The organism is Aerosakkonema funiforme FACHB-1375 (genome assembly GCF_014696265.1).
GTDB classification, from domain to species: Bacteria; Cyanobacteriota; Cyanobacteriia; order Cyanobacteriales; family Aerosakkonemataceae; genus Aerosakkonema; species Aerosakkonema funiforme_A.
This window is the reverse complement of the sequence record NZ_JACJPW010000001.1, coordinates 59,140-76,658: the sequence shown is the minus strand read 5'-3', so window position 1 is coordinate 76,658 and position 17,519 is coordinate 59,140. Positions and strand designations below refer to the sequence as shown.

The following is a 17,519-nucleotide window of genomic DNA, read 5'->3' as shown; positions in this document are numbered from 1 at the left end:
CAGTAAAGCATTTTTTTTCAATTTTTCTAGTTTAGATTATTGTTATCTGCTATAATAAAAAAATCAGTTTTATTTTATGCGAACAGCACTTTTTTGGTGTTTTCAATCTAAACCAATTAGGGAAGCCAAAATTATCGCAGGCTCAGATATCCCCCGCGATATATAAAATTTTGCGTCTGATATTTTTGTTTGATATTTTTCTTATCTGAGATAGCCTTAGAAGCCCCAACCGTAAGCGTTGCAGGTTGGGGTACTTCACTTAGTTTGAATGTAGAACCATACGAGTGTGCCGGAACTTATTTTTTAGGCTGCATCGGCAATCACCGCCGGCGGAATTAACAAGTCTAAGCCTGCTTTGTATTGGGGATCTGCTTCTGTAGCAACTAGATCTCGACTGACAGACTCCCAACTGACAACTCGATCGGGTATGATGCCTAACTTGTTGATATCGTGATGGTTTGGGGTTTCGTACTTAGCGACGGTAACAGCCAATCCAGATCCATCCGAGAGGTCAAACAATGATTGAATTAAGCCTTTCCCGAAGGTTTTTTCGCCGACAAGGAAAGCGCGATGGTTGTCCTGCAATGCACCGGCAAGGATTTCGCTGGCACTGGCGGTACCGCGATTGACCAATACTACTAGGGGATCTTTGGTAAGTGCAGATCCCGTGGCATCAAAACTGCCGATGATTCCTTGGCGATTGACTGTATAAACAATAGTGCCTTTATCCAACCAAAGGCGAGCAATTTCGATTCCGGATTGCAAGAGGCCGCCTGGATTGTTCCGCAGGTCTAAAATGTAAGCTTCAGCTCCTTCTTGCTCTAAGCGAGCGATCGCGTTAGCTAGCTCTTGAGTGGCGTTAGCGTTAAACTGATTGAGGCGAATGTAGCCAAATGGCAATCCTTCTGGTTGAGTACGCAATTCTGCAAACACTGGATTGAGGGCGATGCGATCGCGTACCAATTTAATTTCTTGCGGTTCTGTCTTATCTCGTATTATTCTGAGGGTAACGTTAGTGCCAATGGGGCCGCGCATACGCGCAGCAGCTTCGTCAAGGCTAATATTTTTTGTTGACAAACCATCAATTTCCAGAATGCGATCGCGCGGTTGAATCCCTGCCCGTTCCGCTGGCGAACCTGCGATCGGCGACAACACCTGCAACTCTCCAGTTTCTTCGTCCAGGGCAATTTGCAGTCCCACACCCGTCAGTTCTCCAGAAGTGTTGACCTGCAAACTCCGATATTGGTCGGGTTGGAGGTGTCGCGTAAAAGGATCTGCCAAACTTGCCAGCATTTGTCCAATTGCTGCGTATGCTTCCTCGCGATTTTTGAGAGGTTGTTTTAGTGCCTTTTGGCGCACTAACCACCAGTTTTGATGATTGAAAGTGTCATCAACATAGGACTGATTGACAATTCGCCATACTTCTGCTATTATCTTTTGTTCGTCTGTAAAAGCAGAGGCAGGCGGCGTCCACCAGCCGAAGACAAAAACAACCGATAGGAGTAGTAGGAATCCGAACCTAAAGAAGCGTTTTTTCATAGCACAAATTTTAGACTTCATTTTACAAAAGTCAAAAGTCAAAAGTCAAAAAACTAGGGGTTAGGGGTTAGGGGTTAGGGAAGAGGGGAAGAGGGAAAAGGGAAAAGGGAAAAAGAAAAATATTCATTCTTTCGCTCAAGAGTTCCCCCGCTCCCCCACTCCCCTACTCCCCCGCTCCCAGGCTTGTGTCAGACTGAAGTCAGTACAAGAATTTATTGAAATCGTGATTGAGGTAGAAGTACACAACTCACTGCGAGCGTTCCTGCGATCGCTAGGTGCAGGACACTGGCCCCATCATTTAACGATGGCAAGGCTGGTGGCACGAGCGTTGCGACTGGGGCGGAGCGCCTTGATTCAGGTAGGAGTTCCCGCAGGAATAAACGTGCGGTATCGCCTGAGTTACCTGGCACCAGCCTTGATCTGGCCGGGGCCAGTTATTCTGGTAGCAACGGAATCGGTGCAGCAGCGTCTGCTGAAAGTGGAAATACCCCAGCTGTTGGGGTGGATTCGGACTCGGAAGGCGATCCGAACGGGTGACGCTTTGCCTGACGCGGATTTCCAGGGACTGTTACTCACTTCTCCAGAAGCATGGCTCTTCGATCGGCTGACGAACCAAAACCGTTTTGGCGCGGGCATTCCCACCATCGTAGATGGTGTTGACGATTTGGAAACTTGGACTCGCTTACGGCTGACTGCGGCGATCGCACCGGGCAACTGGGACGAATTGATGTTGGCGAAACCATCCCAGGCGAAGGCGATTCGCAATGCACGAGTGCAACTGACAAAGGCAGTGTTTCAGCATCCTACTAACCCCTACGAATGCTATCCGATCGAGCCTTTAGAGCAAGATATCTTGAAGCATTTGTATGAAAAATTGACAGGATCAGAAGACGCAGAAGAAAATTTTTCCCCTTCTGACGGGGATTTACCGGATGCGTGGAGAATTTTTTGGCAGCGATTTCAAAGTGATGGGCAGCTAGTCTGGGCTGAAATTGCCCGACGACAAGGCCAGTTTTCTTTGTACTGCGCTCCTGTGGATGTAGCTTCAACTCTTAGCGGCATATGGCAGCAGCAACCTGTGGTTTTAATTGGCGGTGCTTTGGAGTTGGAGGCAGAGGCTCCTATTTATCGCCAGCGTCTGGGTTTGGGAGAATTGACTTGTGTGAAGTTTTCTGCCGATCGTCACAATGAATTAATTCATCTGTATTTACCAGATGGGTTACCTATGCCCAACACGCCCCAATTTCAATCTGCGCTCTTGTTGGAGATTCGCAGATTGCTGATTGTGAGTACGGCGGTACGAGGGCTGACGGTTTTGTTGGTGAGCGATATGCCGCTGAAGGCTCAGGTGGCGGCAACCCTGGCAGCTGAGTTTGGCTCGCGGGTTCAGGTGGAAAAAACTTGTTTGGATGAGAATGGCATTTTGGTCACAGGTTGGGAATTCTGGCTTGAGTATCAGAATGTCCTTCCAGCACCGCATTTGCTCGCGATCGCTAGTTTGCCGATCCCATCTCTGGAAAATCCTTTGGTTGCCGGTCGCGTTGCTTATTACAAGCAACAGCGTCAGGATTGGTTTCGCTTGTATCTGTTGCCGGAAACTCTCAACTCTCTTGCTAGAGCGATCGCTCCGGTACGAGAAACTCAGGGCGCGATCGCTTTGCTGGACAGCCGTGCCATTCACCGCAGCTACGGTCAGCAGGTACTGGCAGCTCTCTCTCCGTTCGCCCGCATCGACTATTTAGACCTCAACTTTTTGAGTTCCGATAATTAATTCAATACGGCAATAATCTCTTAAATTGTGTGCATATGGTTGTATTTTTGTCAAAAACTTGGCGACCGCCGGAAGACAAACGCTATCATCAAGCCAAAGTATAGAAGTTAGTTCTTAAAGTCATGGGCGAAGCGAAACGGCGTAAAGCCACTCTCGGAGATAAATACGGGCAAGAACCTTCCCTTGTCCCCTGGCTCCCGTTGACGAAATCTCAGGCACAAGAGATTTCTAAGTGGGTAAATCGCAGTACCTGGATAGGCATTGGCTTACTGGTCGTTTTCTGGGTGAGCGTGCGGTTTATAGGGCCTGCTTTCGGTTGGTGGCAAGTTAATTAACTCTTGTCTCAAGCAGATAAATTCAGACTTCAGGGAGTTGGGGCTACCTAAAAATTTCATTTTTTGCCTGGGCTGTCCTCAAAGTATTTCTTTGGTAGGAACTCCGTTTTTGTTTTTTGCGTCTATGATGCAGTTGAATCGATCGGACTGTCACTACTGATACGTTGCTGACACCCTCGATAGGTTAACCTAAAGCAAAAGAGTTAGTCGTTCGGTGGAAAAGTCTGGTGGCCATTTTACCAACCTCAGAATGTCTGAATTCTTAAGAAAATCTAAAACACGTCTAAAATTAGGTGTGGTGGTTGGAGGATAACCGTGTTTATCAGACTTGCAGAGCAACACCGCCAATTTGTTCAAGATCTGGTTATGAACCTTCAAGCGCTGGCAATCGTGCTAGAGCGGCGAGGATACCTAGCTTCTTGCTATACGTGCGGTGGCCAAATGACAAGCGCCTCTTTCATGGTTAGCTTGGGGGATAATCATCTGATCAGATTTTTAGTCTCCGATTATGGGATAACTTGGACAGAGATGCGAGACGATCGGGAATTAATGAAGCTAGAGGGTGCGGAAGCTATCTCTCAGCTACAGGAACTAGCTAATCTCGTTAAATACCAAATGGAAGCTTCTGGGTGTTGTGCTGTTAGCGCCAAGACAGATTAGAAACCTCGATCGCACAGTTTACCTAGTGATTCAGTCTTAGAAGCGAGCAGTCCCGCCCTGTCAGCGGTAAGGCAGTGTCGGGCTGATCGTCTTTGTGCTGCTCATTTTTGAAACGCAATCATTCTATTTTACTGGGATCGCGCCACTGATAGGCCGATTTTTTTATTCTCAAATACCTGGCATATTTTTCTTTAACCAAAAATAATTTTAATCAACAAAAATGTCGCCATTCGTACATAAATATCTTAGTGGTAACGAACTGCACAACCAAGGTGTATCTGTAAATAAGTAGAAATTAGGAAAACTTTATAATATTTCCGTATTTGTGCGGGACTCTTAAAAGCCTAAACCTTCTAAGTTAATAAACAGGGAAAATATAGCGGTGTGCCCTTTTAGCATCTTGAAATAGTCAATACGGTAGTTTGACCTCCTGAATGGAGAGTAGCTGGTAAGCCAGTCACCTGGGTGGGAGCCAAAAGACCGATCGAGCCAAGGGTAGCAGTAACTGCTTGATTTCCCAACAGCAGTCTCGGATTCAACATCTAGCTAACGATCGTTCACCCGCGTGTATCCACGCCAAGCATCTCATTGCTCCTGGAGTCATCTGAAGGTATGGAACTGGAAAAACGCCTCGGTTTATATCAGGTATTTTTAAGGATTTACGAGCATAATCGTGGCTTATTAGATGAAATTTTACAATTAGAAAACTCAGCCCCTTCATCTCTAGGGAGGGCACCAGCTTACGTGCAAGGAGTGGTGCAGGGGCAGCAAGCTTATATTGTCACCAATTTACTTAACGGCAAAACGCAGCGACTATTTCAGCCTCAAAAAATCTGGATAATAGGGCGAGATCGTCGTATTGCCCTGCCAGTCCGGGATGGGTGGATGTCTCGCCGTCACGCCGCCATACAGTATATCCACAACGAAGGTTTCTACTTAGTTGACTTAAACAGCACCAACGGTTCATTTGTCAACGGCGAACCGGTGATTAAGCGCGTGCTGCTCCAGGATGGCGATCGAATTCGCTTGGGAAGTTTAGCCATAACCTTTTTCTTTGGTCAAACAGCCCAAACGGTAGAGCCAGTACCCCCAGAAATACTCGCGCAAATCAACGCCAGCACAGTCCGTCCTCCCGCACCGACCGATCGACAGATGCTGACAACGTTTGCCGACGAAGATGATTATCTAAGTGAGAAACCAGATGATACTTCTCTGGTTCTCAAAGCAAAACTTTCCTCTGAAGACCCCACCTCACCATCTTCTTTACCGCATTTGACGGCATCTGAGCGATCGCAAATTTTAGACCGCTTTCTGAGCAGTCGTCATACAACAATAGAAAAAAACTGAGTTATGGGAGCGGGAGAGTGGGGGAGCTAAAAGTCAAAAGTCAAAAGTCAAAAAGGGGTTAGGGCGTCGGGCGTCGGGCGTCGGGAGGAGGGAAAAGTCAACATATTAATTCCCCCACTCCCCCCCGCTCCCGCTCTCCCTCTTAACTCTATTCCAGATCTTCGAGATCTTCTTCTTCCTCGATATCGCTTGGGTGAGCTACCGAGTTAGCGGAAACTACAGCTCCCTTATCCAATTTTTCGCGGATTTGCTGCTGGATAGTTTTGGCGAGTTGGGAATTTTCGTCTAGATACTTGATGGTATTGTCCCGACCTTGGGCGATATTTTCACCGTTGTGGCTGTACCACGCTCCTTTACGGTTAATCACACCAACTTCTTCCGCAATGTCTACAATACAGCCCATTGTGGAAATGCCCTTACCAAAGATGATGTCAAACTCGGCAATGCGGAAGGGCGGAGCGACTTTGTTCTTGGCAACTTTGACTTTGACACGGTTCCCGAATTCTTCCGCACCTTTTTTGAGGGTTTGAATGCGGCGAATATCGAGTCGCACCGAAGCGTAGAACTTGAGGGCGTTACCACCAGTAGTGGTTTCTGGATTGCCGTAAGTGACACCGATTTTCTGGCGCAGTTGGTTGAGGAAAATGACCGTACAGCCAGATTTGCCTATATTACCAGTTATCTTACGTAGGGCTTGGCTCATCAAGCGAGCTTGCAAACCAACGTGGGCATCGCCCATATCGCCTTCAATTTCAGCTCGCGGTACCAGGGCGGCTACCGAGTCAACAACCACAATATCAACCGCCGCAGAACGTACTAACTGATCGACTATTTCCAGTGCTGCTTCCCCAGTATCGGGTTGCGAAACGAGCAAATTTTCGATATCGACACCCAGCGCCGCCGCGTAGGTGGGATCGAGGGCGTGTTCGGCATCCACAAAGGCGGCTATGCCACCGGCTTTTTGTATTTCTGCGATCGCGTGCAGCGCCAGCGTTGTTTTACCGGAACTTTCTGGGCCATAAATTTCGATCACCCGTCCTTTGGGTAAGCCACCACCCAAGGCTAAATCTAAAGTTAGTGCCCCGCTGGGGATGGTTTCCACCCTCATGCGGGTAGCATCGCCCAAACGCACGATCGCGCCTTTACCAAATTGTTGTTCAATTTGTTTGAGTACCAGGTTTAGCGCTTTTTCCTTGCCAGCGATATCATTTGCTACCATACTTATTCCGCGTCTCTAGGTTAGGAGGTTTTAAAATGGTGGTCTGGGAGACCTGACTAGAACAGATATACTATTTTAGTTTAGTCTACCCCTGTTGGAACGTCCAAGCTTGCCTGTTCTTTAGTTGGTTTAAAATGCTGTTGATGCTCGATCGGAGTCTAGCATCTGAGGAGTTAGGGCATGTTTAAAGCTTTCTTAAGCTGATTCGGGATCGAAGTGGAAATGAACTCTTATTTTACCGATACTGTAATTCCAGATACAGCCCTATCGCTGGCTGGGTTGACCGACTATATCCAAGACTTGTTAGAACAAGACGATCGACTGCGACAAGTTTGGGTATACGGTGAGGTTTCTAGCACTAATAAGCATCCCAGCGGGCTGTTCTTTACGCTGCAAGACTCAGACGGGAAAGCAACAATTCGCTGTGTGGTGTGGAATAGCCAAATGACCAAACTCGCACAGCAGCCGACAAAAGGCGAACAGTTGCTTGTTTTGGGCAGCATTCGCGTTTATCGCCAGCGGGGAGAATATCAGCTGACTGTTTGGCAGGCGTTTCCAGCCGGGGAAGGGTTGCAGGCGTTGCGCTACAAGCAGTTGCGATCGCGTCTGGAAGCGGAAGGACTGTTCGACCCCCAAACAAAGCGATCGCTTCCCATTCATCCCCAAACTATTGCTGTCGTCACTTCACCCTCTGCCGCCGCTTGGGGGGATATACGTAAAACACTGAGGCAACGCTATCCGGGTTTGCACGTACTCTTTTCTCCAGCGCAAGTGCAGGGCGAGCAGGCACCCGCTTCTATTGTGGCAGCGATCGAACGAGTGGAGCGAGATGGTCGGGCAGAGGTTTTGATTTTAGCGCGAGGGGGCGGTGCAGTTGAGGATTTAAGCTGCTTTAATGATGAAGGGGTGGTGAGAGCGATCGCTTTATGTCCAATTCCCGTTATGACCGGCATCGGTCATCAAAGAGATGAGTCTTTGGCTGACTTGGCGGCTGATTTCTGCGCTCATACTCCCACAGCTGCCGCCGAACAAGTCGTACCGGAACTAGACTATTTAATTGCACAACATCGAGAAAGAATTGCGACTTTGAAAGAAGTTGTCGATCGACAATTAGATACCGCGCAAGCTAAAATTTTAATATTGCGAAATAAGTTGCGGCGGCTGCGATTAGACAGGCAAATTCAGCAAGAAAGTCGATCGCTTTCTTGGTTGCGTCAAAGATTAGTCCAAGTGACAAACCTAAAATTTCAGTCAGCCAGTCAGCACTGTCAGCTACTGCGGCAAAAATTGACAACACTCGACCCGAAAGCTGTACTGCAACGCGGTTATGCGGTGGTACGGCAAGAAGATGGTACTATTTCTCGTTCTGCTGCTAGTTTAAAATTAGGACAGGAGTTGTCGATTCAGTTGAGTGACGGTCAAGTAAAAGTCAAAGTTACCGAAATTTTAGATGATCGGATTTCACAACCGAAAGCAAGAAAAACGCGAAGTTATAAAAAGAAGGATATTTGATGATTAATTATCCGAATTCACCAGTTTCCGCTAACATCCCATTAGAGAAAAGCTGGAATTACGAAGAAGCAGTTACAAAAGTTGAAAAGATCATCGCCGAAATAGAATCGGGTAAATTAGAATTAGCTCAAATTTTTGATGAGTTTGCCGCTGCGGTTGAATACTTGCGTCAGTGCGAAACTTTTTTGCAAGAAAAACAACAACAGGTGGATTTGTTGATTGAAACTCTTGTGGATGAAGCAGATTCTTTTTGATAGATTTTGGCATATGCCATCATCGATTGCTTAGCAAATCAGCGCTCGACCCAGCAAAATATAAAATTTATATATATTTTTTTATAAAATATCTATGATGTGAAATAATTTTATTTGCTGAATTCCTGGAGAGATATGAAAGACATAAAATTGAGCTTAATCGGTTTATTGGCAATAATAGCCTTAGCTGGATGCACGCAGCCAGAACCGCCCCAAGCAGCACAAACAGCACAACCAGTAGCACAAACAACACAACCGACACAACCGAAAAAAATTGAGTGGGTAGGTAAAACATTCTTGATTGATTTTGGCGAACTAAAAATAAAGGCACACTTTCCAGCAGCCAACAAGTATAAATGGGAATATCTTACAGGTAACGAGAAAGGCAAAACTGGAGAGGAAACAATAAATTCTGTAGAAATTCGCCCCAATGTCCATATAAATTCGTGGGTAGAAAAAGACGGAACGGCGATAGTTGAAGTGTTGGATTTGGAAAAAAAGGCTGTGCTTGCCTATGGTGTTAAAGATAAGAAAATTAGCGAATACAAAGCAAAATTGAGCGAAATGAAGTAATACCAAATCCGCGTTAGCTACGCCCTTTATTGAAAGTGGCGGGAAACTCCATCTCATTGTAGGTGGAGTTTTTCATATATTTTTTGAGAAAAATATCTCTATCTTGATGTAAAACATCGCCCAAACTTATAGATATACGAATTGATAAACGCTCATCGTCTCCTTTACCTGATTGGATAGCTCTCAATTCCTGCTGCATTTCTACCGCCGCCAGAGCAGCTGTAGTAACACTGGAGAAAATCATCCAAAAGGAATCGCCTTCTCCTTTGAGAATACTTCATTCATTTTTTGTGGCAATATTAGTATTAGAAATAAAACCTTTATGTCTATCTAGTAAGGTGCTTAGTTCAGCTTGGGATAATTTTTGAACTAAAGTGGTAAATCCACAAATATCGGTTTTCATTATGACGGTAGAACGCAAGGTGGCCATAAAATTGTCCAATTAATTACCATAGTTTAGGCCGTTTTATATAGATGCAAAGCCAAATTGATTTAAATAGAGTTTAAGCGATGCTACTGCGCTTGCGAGTTTCCTTGTAAGATGTGCCCACATTCTTCAAACCTGCTTTAATCATTTGTTGTTCCAGCAAAGCGAAGAAGCGAGCGCGATCGCCACCTTTTACTACCGCATGATTGTGCGCTTCTGAAAGTACAATTGGATAACCATCCCCTTTTTGAATTTGCGCCAACATTAGACCGAGGGATAAATCTAATAAAGCAGAATTTTCTGCTACCCATGCCGGCATTTCAATACGAGCAATTTCGCTCCCTACATGAACGTAGCAAAAATAAATTTTGTGATCATCACCGTACAAATTAATAATTTTATTTGTACTGCGCCATAGCGGACCCCGTTGTCCCGGTTGCAAACGCGATGCCCAAAAAATTATATCTCTTAAAGGATCGAAAACCTGACACGGCGTTTTCTCTTGTGAATGATTGCAATGAGCCATGCAGTTGGGAGTAGAGTAAGTACAAGCTTGCAGACGCAAAAAACTCAGAGATTCGCTGCTGCGAGAGGCGCTGAGATAGCCGAGCAGGGGAATGCCAACTTTTCGCATTTGTTCCCAAGCTTCCATAATAGGCGGTATGATGTGCGCGATCGCCTCTGCTGGCAATTCATCCAAAAACCAGTACAGCAGCGAACCATCCACCATTGCTAAAGTTGGTACATCCAATTTTGGATTGGCAATTTCCGATTGATGATTATCCTGTTCCTTCTTTTCCAACTCCGAACTTACAACTTGACTTTTTGCCCAACCTGTGGCTAATTCTGACAAAACTAACGCTTCCGAGACAGTACGGCGATAACCCATCCATTCTTCAGTACGAATTCCCCATTGACGAGAAACATACAAATCTTCAGGCCGATAGAAAACTTCTGGTAAGCTATCGAGAAGGGGATGGCGTCCCTGCCCGTAATGCAACATCACCCGACCGATATTGATCAGATAGCAGTAAGCAATCTCGTGGTGAGAAGGGGCAATTTGGGAACCATCCGTAGCGATGACAGTATGCGCCTTTGGGGGAACTGGAATCTCAAGGCAGGTATCTAAGGGTTCGACTGGGATGGGCGGGTAAAATATAAAGCGATCGGAACCTTCTTCTATTTGTTCCGCCAACTCCGCCTGTCTAGTATAAGCCTCCTCCAGCAATTTTTGAGCCACTAGCAATCTTTGGCGACTCGCCGTCGCCTCCGCACTCAAGTGCTGACTCAAACCTTGCATTTCTCGCGCTACTTTTGTCAGATCCAGCATAATGACTTTAGTGGTTCCAAACGTCCTGCCATTTCACAGTACCTTGAGGTGCTAAAATCCAGCGACGATTGATGACCTCTTCTCGCACGGGAGTTTGATTTTCCCGCAATATAGCATATTTGTATGCGATTCCCTTCCCAGCACTTTCGTTAAACGGAATTTCGCCAAACCAAGTATTCGGATTGATATATTCCAAAGCGAAAGCCTTACTGATATCCCAATTACCCAATTCCGGACAATCTCCCGTCACCACAATAGTTTCTCCCGGTTTGGTAGCAACACCATTCAGCTGCGCCCGCACAATAGTTTGCCCTCGCACCTTTTCTCCCAGGTAACTGAGAACGATCATTTCTTTCGATCCCAATTCTAAACCCCGCAACTGTCCGTTTTGGATATGGAAATGACGTTTAGTGATAATACAGATATATTCCCCGTCTTCCAAATCTATAGACATCACATCAATCTTAGCCGGATAACCCTTATTTATCGCTACAAAACAACGGGAATCTCGATATTTCCGCACATAGCAGTAAATATCGGGAGTGATATATTTTTGTACCTGACTTCCCAGAGAAATGGCTGGATTGATCCGCCGCAACTTAGATAGCAACTGCATATCTTTGTAAATCTGGGTATCGGTATCCCACTTTTCCATCATCGGGCGGTTGTAAGGGTCGTTACCGCCATTTGTATCGTTGTGCAGATACTGTTCGGTGCCGTAATAAATACAGGGAATGCCGCGAGATGTCATCACCAAGTTAACAGCAAGTCTTAAAACATTTGGATCGGAATTAAGGCTTTGAAATCTCGGCATATCGTGATTATCGACAAAAGTGATCAATTCCGTGGCGCGATTGTAGAGGTAATCCAAATCCAAAATGTTTTGAATTAAATAAAATCCACCTTGGCTATTTTTTGCTAAAGCCGATCGAATCGCTTCGCACAATCCGAAGTCGAGAATTGACATACCGGATTTATTGGCAAAGTCTGGCGATTTGCCATCCCAAGGCTTGCTGAAACCCCACTCGCCAAATGCGAACACCGAAGGTTTATGAGTTTGGATATCGGTAATAAATTCTTGCCAAAACCAAGTTGGCATATGCTTAACGGTATCGATCCGCAAAGCATCGACTCCCCGGTCTAGCCATTGCTTCATTGCTGTTTTAATATAGTTGCGATAGTCAGGATTACTTTCATTAAAAGTCGCTAAGCCTGCCATTTCGCCGTACAGTAGTTGCCATTCATCTTCCCAATTAGTTATTTCCCCGTTGTGGTAGTACCAATTGTTAACATCGTTGTAAAAGTTAGCAATCAAAACTCCATCATCGTATAGCTCACCTTTGTGCCCGTTTACATCAGGACTGCTGTGATTGCACACAATATCCAGAATTAGTTTCATCCCTCGTTTGTGCATTTCGGCAATCAAGCGATCGAACACATTACACTCAAACAAAGAAGTTGGTTCGCCCTTCCCGACAAAACGAGGATTAATTCGTTTAAAATCTTTTGTCCAATAGCCGTGCATGGCAGCAGATTCAAACTGCAAACCTTCCACTTGTTCAAACAGAGGAGAAACCCATATCGCGGTTACTCCCATGTCTTTTAGATAATCTAATTTGTCAATAATACCTTGCAAATCTCCACCCCAGTATCTACCCCATTTTGTCCGAGTTGGATCGTAAAGTTCTGGTGTTGGGCCTTCGTCATTGTTTGAATCGCCATCGCAAAAGCGATCGACTACAATGAAATAAATTGTTTCTTGACGAAATTCAATAGCTCTGGTAAAGAGAAACTCAAAATCTGCATACTTATCAGGTTGAACTTCTTCTGTATGAAAACCAGCGGCTGCTTTGGCTACTGTGACATCAAGTTTCAACTGAGCTGGAGATGAAGGAGTTTGTACCATAAAATTAGCTCGCTCTGTTGTGAAAATATCGACAAGCGCATCAAATTTCGCTTTTAATGCACTAATTATTTACAATACTTGCTAAATTGTCCAGACTGTCAACCCCAGCCCGCCTTCTATAGAAACGTGAAAAATCAAGCGATCGCAGCGTTACAGCAGTTGCTTAATTTATTATTAAAACGCCAAAAAATTTTTAACCTATATTTAACTTATACAGTTAAAAAATAATTAAATTTAAGGCCAAACAGAAAAATCTTCGGCAAACTGAGAAAGGGATAAAAGCTGAATCCGCTTGTCATAGCGAATAGATTCGTGTTGCGCTTGAGTATTGTAGCCCCAATCTGCCAAATAAAGCCTTACCTCATTCAATTCTGGCTGATTTTTCACCCCTTGCAGCGTTTTCAGCCGATCTTCCACAAACCAGATCGCTGGGGATTCAGCTGAAGCCTCTATCAATTCGATTAAAAGTTGAGACTTAGGACGCCGATACTCTTTACCAAAGATCGATCCTTCAGACATCGCGATATTCTGTTCCTGCAATAGTTGCCGAACAAATCGTCCCTCTTTAGTCGTGATAATATAAAGCTGAACCGGACTGGCAATAATTTGTTGCAATCGTTCTACAACTCCCGGATAAAAGCGATGCAGACTCAGCCATTCGGCTAAATTGCTGGCAATCCATTCATCCCTGATGCTGTCCAGCTTTGCGCCCATATCTGTAGCTTTCAGACCTTCTCCAACGAGGATTTGCTGAGCGATCGCTACCCAATCCTGCCAAATCTTCTCCTCCGGTATACCCACCAGTAAGGCACGCAGCAGCACAGGCATTTCCCAGCCCACCTCAATCACAGGTCGCAGGTGATAAAACCTCGCCGCTAAATCCTCCGGCGGCGTTAAATTTGTAGGCGACCACACTTGACAATAAGTGCGCCAAGCCGTCTCAAAGTACTCGATCAGCCCGTCGCAAATAACACCGTCAAAATCGAGAGCTAGAATGTTGGGATTATTTTCTGACATTTTTTTAATTAACTGGGGTGCAAGGATTCGAACCTCGGAATGTCTGGACCAAAACCAGATGCCTTACCACTTGGCGACACCCCATCGCGCTGCCTTAACTATATTAACAGTTGGTTACGGTAGTTTGTCAAGTATTCCCACGAAAGTATCAAAATTTTTTCGATCGATTTGGGGATAGGGCGTCGGGGTGAGGGGAGCGGGGGAGCGGGGGAGCGGGGGAGTGAGAAAATAAATATTTTTCCCTCTTCCTCTTCCCTCTTCCCTAACCCCGACGCCCTAATCCCTATCCCCTGCGATTAAGCTGGATAAATCCGCAGCCGTCGATTCGGCTCATCGCCAAAACTGGTCGATCGCAAACGGTAATGCTCTACCAGCTCATGTTGCATCTTTCGCACCGTAGCCGATCGCGGTAACAATTCCACCGGCTGACCCTTGGGAATCACAATTTGCTCCACAGCCAATCGCGCTTCTTCCAAAGCTTCCAGCTCGTCATCGCTGCCACTTTGGGCAAACAGCCGCAGATCCGCAGTTTCCGGCAAACTGGTGTCATCGATATTCAACATCCGTTGCAGAGCGTGGACAATCTGCGGGATATTGCTGTCCTTGATCGCATGGATAGGAAGGTGATGCGCTTTAGCAACGTGTCGCAACTTAGAATGATTTTTAACGTGCGACCTGAGCGCCAACACTGCATCAGCACTATCCAAGTCTTTTGTCAAGACTACAGGCAAATTCAGTACCCGAATCGCTTGTTCCAACTGATGGCGGCTGACACCATAGGGATAGACGTGCAGGGGCAAATCTTCCCCATTCGGCCCAGATGTTTTGGCATCGACATCAAAAAAATCCGCCTGTGGGAAAGAAGCATCCAGCAACTGCTCGAAACTGGTAGTTTCATTATGGCTATGGCGATCGGTTTCTGCCTTTGCAGGTATCGGCGTCATTTGCCCAGAAGCTCGCCAGCCCATCGGTCGCCAAGACGGTGTAGGTTGCCCTAAAGCTGGAGCAGCCGGCAACTCCCGCGTAATCTTGACTTCACCGGTATCGCTGACTGTCCTGACTTGCAAACTCGGTTGCCGTCCCCGCAGCAAACTATCCACAGTTTCCGCAGTACTTTCGTGTACCACCCAGCGTTGCCGTTCCAGCATTTCCACCGCAATTTCAAATGTGGGCGGCGCTTTGCGCTCCAACACCGTTTTTTGAGAACCCCGGCGGCGAGCTTCTTCATCTCCCAAAGTTACAGCCTGAATACCGCCCACCAAATCAGATAGAGTAGGGTTTTTCACCAAATTTTCAATCCGGTTACCGTGAGCGGTACCAACCAACTGAACGCCTCGTTCGGCAATAGTTCTAGCCGCTAAAGCTTCCAGTTCCGTGCCGATTTCATCAATAACGATGACTTCTGGCATATGGTTTTCCACCGCCTCGATCATCACCTGATGTTGCAGTTCCGGACGAGCAACCTGCATCCTTCTGGCACGACCTATAGCAGGGTGGGGAACGTCACCATCACCAGCAATTTCGTTAGAAGTGTCGATAATGACAACCCGCTTATCCAGTTCATCTGCCAAAACGCGGGCAATTTCCCTTAAAGCAGTTGTTTTTCCAACACCTGGACGCCCCAGCATGAGTATCGACTTACCAGTTTCCACTAAGTCGCGGATCATGCCAATTGTGCCAAACACGGCACGCCCCACGCGGCAGGTCAAGCCAATAATTTCCCCGTTGCGATTGCGGATGGCGCTAATCCGGTGCAGGGTTTGCTCTATGCCGGCGCGGTTATCGCCGCTGAAATGTCCTACCCGTTCTATGCAATAATTAAGGTCTTCGCGAGAAATCGGTTTTTCCGACAAGTACTCTGCCTTCCCTGGGAAGCGGGCTTCTGGGCGTCTGCCCAAATCCATAACAACCTCAACTAAACTGTTGTGGGATGAATGCTCCTCCAAGACCTGTCGAATTTCTTGGGGCAAAATTTCCAGCAATTTATTGAGATCGTCTGTAACCTGCCTTCTTCCTACGGCGACGTTTTTGACACTAACTTGCGATTCAGGGTGGGCCTGTTTGTCGTAAGGAGTCGTACCGATAGGATTTTTCATCATGTTTGAGGTAAACAACTGGTGACAGAACGGTCAAAAGGTGGGGCAAAACTTAGAGGCGAGTTTAACCAAATTGTCTCTCATTCCACAACTTTGTGGTAAACCCGTTTCTACAAATAAAGTCACATCTTGCACCATTCTCAACAAGACCTGAGAAACCGGGTTTCTTAACGAAATATCTAGGTTTTCAGATTTAGTTATTGCCAAGAAACCGGGTTTCGACGCTTGGTGCAAGTCTGAGTAAAGCGACTTTTGGGCGGGCAATATTTAAGGCCGCCCCATCAGCCTTAGAAGTGGGATAAATAAAGATCATTTTCGGTATCGACTGTTGAAGTATTTCATAATACATATATATTACAAAACTTTTAAGGGGATTTGATCTGGGAAACTAAAGAATTGGCTAGTGCAACCGCTTGCCAGAGAAGTTCCGGTTCTTCTTCCAAGCGCATCGGTTGAACTGTGTCTGGGGAAGGGACAGGCGAGACGCCTGTTCCACAAGAGAGGACGGGGATTTTTTCCAATTGCTCCAGAATTGGCGATAAAAGTACGCGAGCGTAGCTACCGTAGGCAATGCCTGCGATGTAGTTCTGGAAATTGGCAGATGGGGAATTTTGGCTATGATTGAGCAGCCCCATACTTCTCAGCTTCGTAGCAGTGTGACTGTTAGTGCCTCCTGCTAATTGCACATATCCGGGTAAGTCTGCCGATAGAACTTTTTGTCCTAATTTGACGGCGGCATGAGTAGTTCCCATCCCGATATCCCCACTCATCGGGCGTCCGTCTGTTTGCCAAATGAGGGTAGAAGGTACAGGTTTCATCAAATCGTACAGCGCCCATAGGTAGTCGATCAATTTCTCACCGTCGGGACAGCTGATGGCAATCAGTTTGAGTTGATTAATCCAGGGAGAAATTGCTTTCCACAGTCTTTCAAAATCTCGATCGCGTCCCACCTGCGTGTGGATTTCCAAGGCATCGACCCCTGTGGACAGGACGAGGGGTGCGATCGCATCTGGCGTCGATACATAAGATCGAGTAAAAATCAACTGGCTCGGACAAATCGGCAAGCATCTCCCACAGCCATAGCATAAGCGATCGATTACACCAGAAAAATCATCGTTGGAGCGATCGAAAACAATTGCCCCAGCTGGGCAAACCTTTTCACACGGACGCGGACACTCACTCGGACACTCAGTTGCGTTAAATTCTGCTTTGCGAAAATGCGGATCTTCCCCATCATTCAAACTCACCATCAACCACGGCAAACTATGAAAGCCAAACCCTCGCCGTTTAGCTTCTGCGCTTAGGCACGCAGCAGTTCTCAACCCTTCTTGTGCCGCCGCAATGACTGCCGGGTCAGCAGCAACGTCGATACAGTCAGCGCCTGCTAGGGTATAGGCTAGGGTAAGATTTCTCACCGCCGGGAGATGTTGAAAGCTGGCTCCGCAGATCAGCTTAAACCAGCGTCCCTCTTTTAAAGAATGTAAAGGATAAGTAAAATTAGTCACACTTTCATGCTACTGCTTTGCTTATCAA

Annotated in this window: 16 protein-coding genes and 1 tRNA gene; 7 read left to right on the top strand and 10 right to left on the bottom strand. The window is 46.3% G+C overall.

Annotated features, from left to right (window positions below):
* Positions 1 to 303 precede the first annotated feature (303 nt).
* On the bottom strand, positions 304 to 1,539 hold the full coding sequence (gene ctpA, locus H6G03_RS00445) for a carboxyl-terminal processing protease CtpA (protein WP_190460942.1): 1,236 nt from the start codon (positions 1,537 to 1,539) through the stop codon (positions 304 to 306).
* Between the two features lie 223 nt (positions 1,540 to 1,762).
* Between ctpA and H6G03_RS00440 the strand changes: the two genes are divergently transcribed.
* From H6G03_RS00440 to H6G03_RS00430, 3 genes are all read left to right on the top strand, one after another.
* Positions 1,763 to 3,310 (top strand): ATP-dependent DNA helicase, encoded by a 1,548-nt coding sequence (locus H6G03_RS00440; RefSeq protein ID WP_190460940.1) that lies wholly within the window; start codon positions 1,763 to 1,765, stop codon positions 3,308 to 3,310.
* A gap of 122 nt (positions 3,311 to 3,432) precedes the next feature.
* Positions 3,433 to 3,645 carry a DUF2839 domain-containing protein gene (locus tag H6G03_RS00435; RefSeq protein WP_190460938.1) on the top strand — a complete coding sequence of 71 codons (213 nt, stop codon included), beginning with the start codon at positions 3,433 to 3,435 and terminating at the stop codon, positions 3,643 to 3,645.
* Positions 3,646 to 3,960: 315 nt separating this feature from the next.
* Positions 3,961 to 4,305: a DUF1815 family protein gene (locus H6G03_RS00430; protein ID WP_190460935.1), complete on the top strand. Its 345-nt coding sequence runs from the start codon at positions 3,961 to 3,963 to the stop codon at positions 4,303 to 4,305.
* Positions 4,306 to 4,697: 392 nt separating this feature from the next.
* Here H6G03_RS00430 and H6G03_RS00425 read toward each other — a convergent pair whose 3' ends face one another.
* Positions 4,698 to 4,847 carry a hypothetical protein gene (locus H6G03_RS00425; RefSeq protein WP_190460933.1) on the bottom strand — a complete coding sequence of 50 codons (150 nt, stop codon included), beginning with the start codon at positions 4,845 to 4,847 and terminating at the stop codon, positions 4,698 to 4,700.
* Positions 4,848 to 4,917: 70 nt separating this feature from the next.
* On the opposite strand from H6G03_RS00425, the gene H6G03_RS00420 reads away from it, so the two are divergent.
* The gene (locus H6G03_RS00420; protein WP_190460931.1) at positions 4,918 to 5,652 is read left to right on the top strand and encodes an FHA domain-containing protein; all 735 of its coding nucleotides are present in this window, start codon (positions 4,918 to 4,920) and stop codon (positions 5,650 to 5,652) included.
* A 148-nt stretch (positions 5,653 to 5,800) separates the two neighbouring features.
* On the opposite strand, the gene recA is transcribed toward H6G03_RS00420, so the two are convergent.
* Positions 5,801 to 6,871: a recombinase RecA gene (gene recA / locus H6G03_RS00415; RefSeq protein ID WP_190460929.1), complete on the bottom strand. Its 1,071-nt coding sequence runs from the start codon at positions 6,869 to 6,871 to the stop codon at positions 5,801 to 5,803.
* Positions 6,872 to 7,093: 222 nt separating this feature from the next.
* Here recA and xseA point away from each other — a divergent pair, with 222 nt between their 5' ends.
* The 3 genes from xseA to H6G03_RS00400 all read left to right on the top strand — a co-directional run bounded on the left by xseA (position 7,094) and on the right by H6G03_RS00400 (position 9,210).
* Positions 7,094 to 8,383, top strand: a complete 1,290-nt coding sequence (gene xseA / locus H6G03_RS00410) for an exodeoxyribonuclease VII large subunit (RefSeq protein WP_190460927.1) — start codon at positions 7,094 to 7,096, stop codon at positions 8,381 to 8,383.
* Positions 8,383 to 8,637, top strand: coding sequence for an exodeoxyribonuclease VII small subunit (gene xseB, locus H6G03_RS00405; protein ID WP_190460924.1), 255 nt, complete (start codon positions 8,383 to 8,385; stop codon positions 8,635 to 8,637). The genes xseA and xseB overlap by 1 nt, the downstream gene beginning before the upstream one ends.
* A gap of 135 nt (positions 8,638 to 8,772) precedes the next feature.
* Complete coding sequence (locus tag H6G03_RS00400) at positions 8,773 to 9,210, top strand: MoaF-related domain-containing protein (RefSeq protein WP_190460922.1); 438 nt, start codon at positions 8,773 to 8,775, stop codon at positions 9,208 to 9,210.
* 13 nt (positions 9,211 to 9,223) lie between these two features.
* On the opposite strand, the gene H6G03_RS37650 is transcribed toward H6G03_RS00400, so the two are convergent.
* From H6G03_RS37650 to ldpA, 7 genes are all read right to left on the bottom strand, one after another.
* A complete protein-coding gene (locus H6G03_RS37650) occupies positions 9,224 to 9,454 on the bottom strand; it encodes a nucleotidyl cyclase domain-containing protein (RefSeq protein WP_242057075.1) in 231 nt (76 codons plus the stop codon).
* Between the two features lie 259 nt (positions 9,455 to 9,713).
* Positions 9,714 to 10,967 (bottom strand): DNA double-strand break repair nuclease NurA, encoded by a 1,254-nt coding sequence (locus tag H6G03_RS00390; protein ID WP_190460920.1) that lies wholly within the window; start codon positions 10,965 to 10,967, stop codon positions 9,714 to 9,716.
* Positions 10,968 to 10,974: 7 nt separating this feature from the next.
* On the bottom strand, positions 10,975 to 12,873 hold the full coding sequence (locus tag H6G03_RS00385; protein ID WP_190460918.1) for an alpha-amylase family glycosyl hydrolase: 1,899 nt from the start codon (positions 12,871 to 12,873) through the stop codon (positions 10,975 to 10,977).
* Positions 12,874 to 13,107: 234 nt separating this feature from the next.
* A complete protein-coding gene (locus H6G03_RS00380; protein ID WP_190460916.1) occupies positions 13,108 to 13,890 on the bottom strand; it encodes an HAD family hydrolase in 783 nt (260 codons plus the stop codon).
* Between the two features lie 12 nt (positions 13,891 to 13,902).
* Positions 13,903 to 13,974, bottom strand: a tRNA-Gln gene (locus H6G03_RS00375).
* A gap of 212 nt (positions 13,975 to 14,186) precedes the next feature.
* A complete protein-coding gene (locus tag H6G03_RS00370) occupies positions 14,187 to 15,986 on the bottom strand; it encodes a R3H domain-containing nucleic acid-binding protein (RefSeq protein WP_190461145.1) in 1,800 nt (599 codons plus the stop codon).
* 365 nt (positions 15,987 to 16,351) lie between these two features.
* Positions 16,352 to 17,491, bottom strand: a complete 1,140-nt coding sequence (ldpA, locus tag H6G03_RS00365; RefSeq protein WP_190460914.1) for a circadian clock protein LdpA — start codon at positions 17,489 to 17,491, stop codon at positions 16,352 to 16,354.
* Positions 17,492 to 17,519: the final 28 nt, after the last annotated feature.

Coding starts and splice junctions, on each gene's coding strand:
- ctpA (WP_190460942.1), bottom strand. CDS start 1,539: ATGAAAAAACGCTTCTTTAGGTTCGGATTCCTACTACTCCTATCGGTT.
- H6G03_RS00435 (WP_190460938.1), top strand. CDS start 3,433: ATGGGCGAAGCGAAACGGCGTAAAGCCACTCTCGGAGATAAATACGGG.
- H6G03_RS00425 (WP_190460933.1), bottom strand. CDS start 4,847: ATGTTGAATCCGAGACTGCTGTTGGGAAATCAAGCAGTTACTGCTACC.
- H6G03_RS00420 (WP_190460931.1), top strand. CDS start 4,918: ATGGAACTGGAAAAACGCCTCGGTTTATATCAGGTATTTTTAAGGATT.
- recA (WP_190460929.1), bottom strand. CDS start 6,871: ATGGTAGCAAATGATATCGCTGGCAAGGAAAAAGCGCTAAACCTGGTA.
- xseA (WP_190460927.1), top strand. CDS start 7,094: ATGAACTCTTATTTTACCGATACTGTAATTCCAGATACAGCCCTATCG.
- xseB (WP_190460924.1), top strand. CDS start 8,383: ATGATTAATTATCCGAATTCACCAGTTTCCGCTAACATCCCATTAGAG.
- H6G03_RS00400 (WP_190460922.1), top strand. CDS start 8,773: ATGAAAGACATAAAATTGAGCTTAATCGGTTTATTGGCAATAATAGCC.
- H6G03_RS37650 (WP_242057075.1), bottom strand. CDS start 9,454: ATGATTTTCTCCAGTGTTACTACAGCTGCTCTGGCGGCGGTAGAAATG.
- H6G03_RS00390 (WP_190460920.1), bottom strand. CDS start 10,967: ATGCTGGATCTGACAAAAGTAGCGCGAGAAATGCAAGGTTTGAGTCAG.
- H6G03_RS00385 (WP_190460918.1), bottom strand. CDS start 12,873: ATGGTACAAACTCCTTCATCTCCAGCTCAGTTGAAACTTGATGTCACA.
- H6G03_RS00380 (WP_190460916.1), bottom strand. CDS start 13,890: ATGTCAGAAAATAATCCCAACATTCTAGCTCTCGATTTTGACGGTGTT.
- H6G03_RS00370 (WP_190461145.1), bottom strand. CDS start 15,986: ATGAAAAATCCTATCGGTACGACTCCTTACGACAAACAGGCCCACCCT.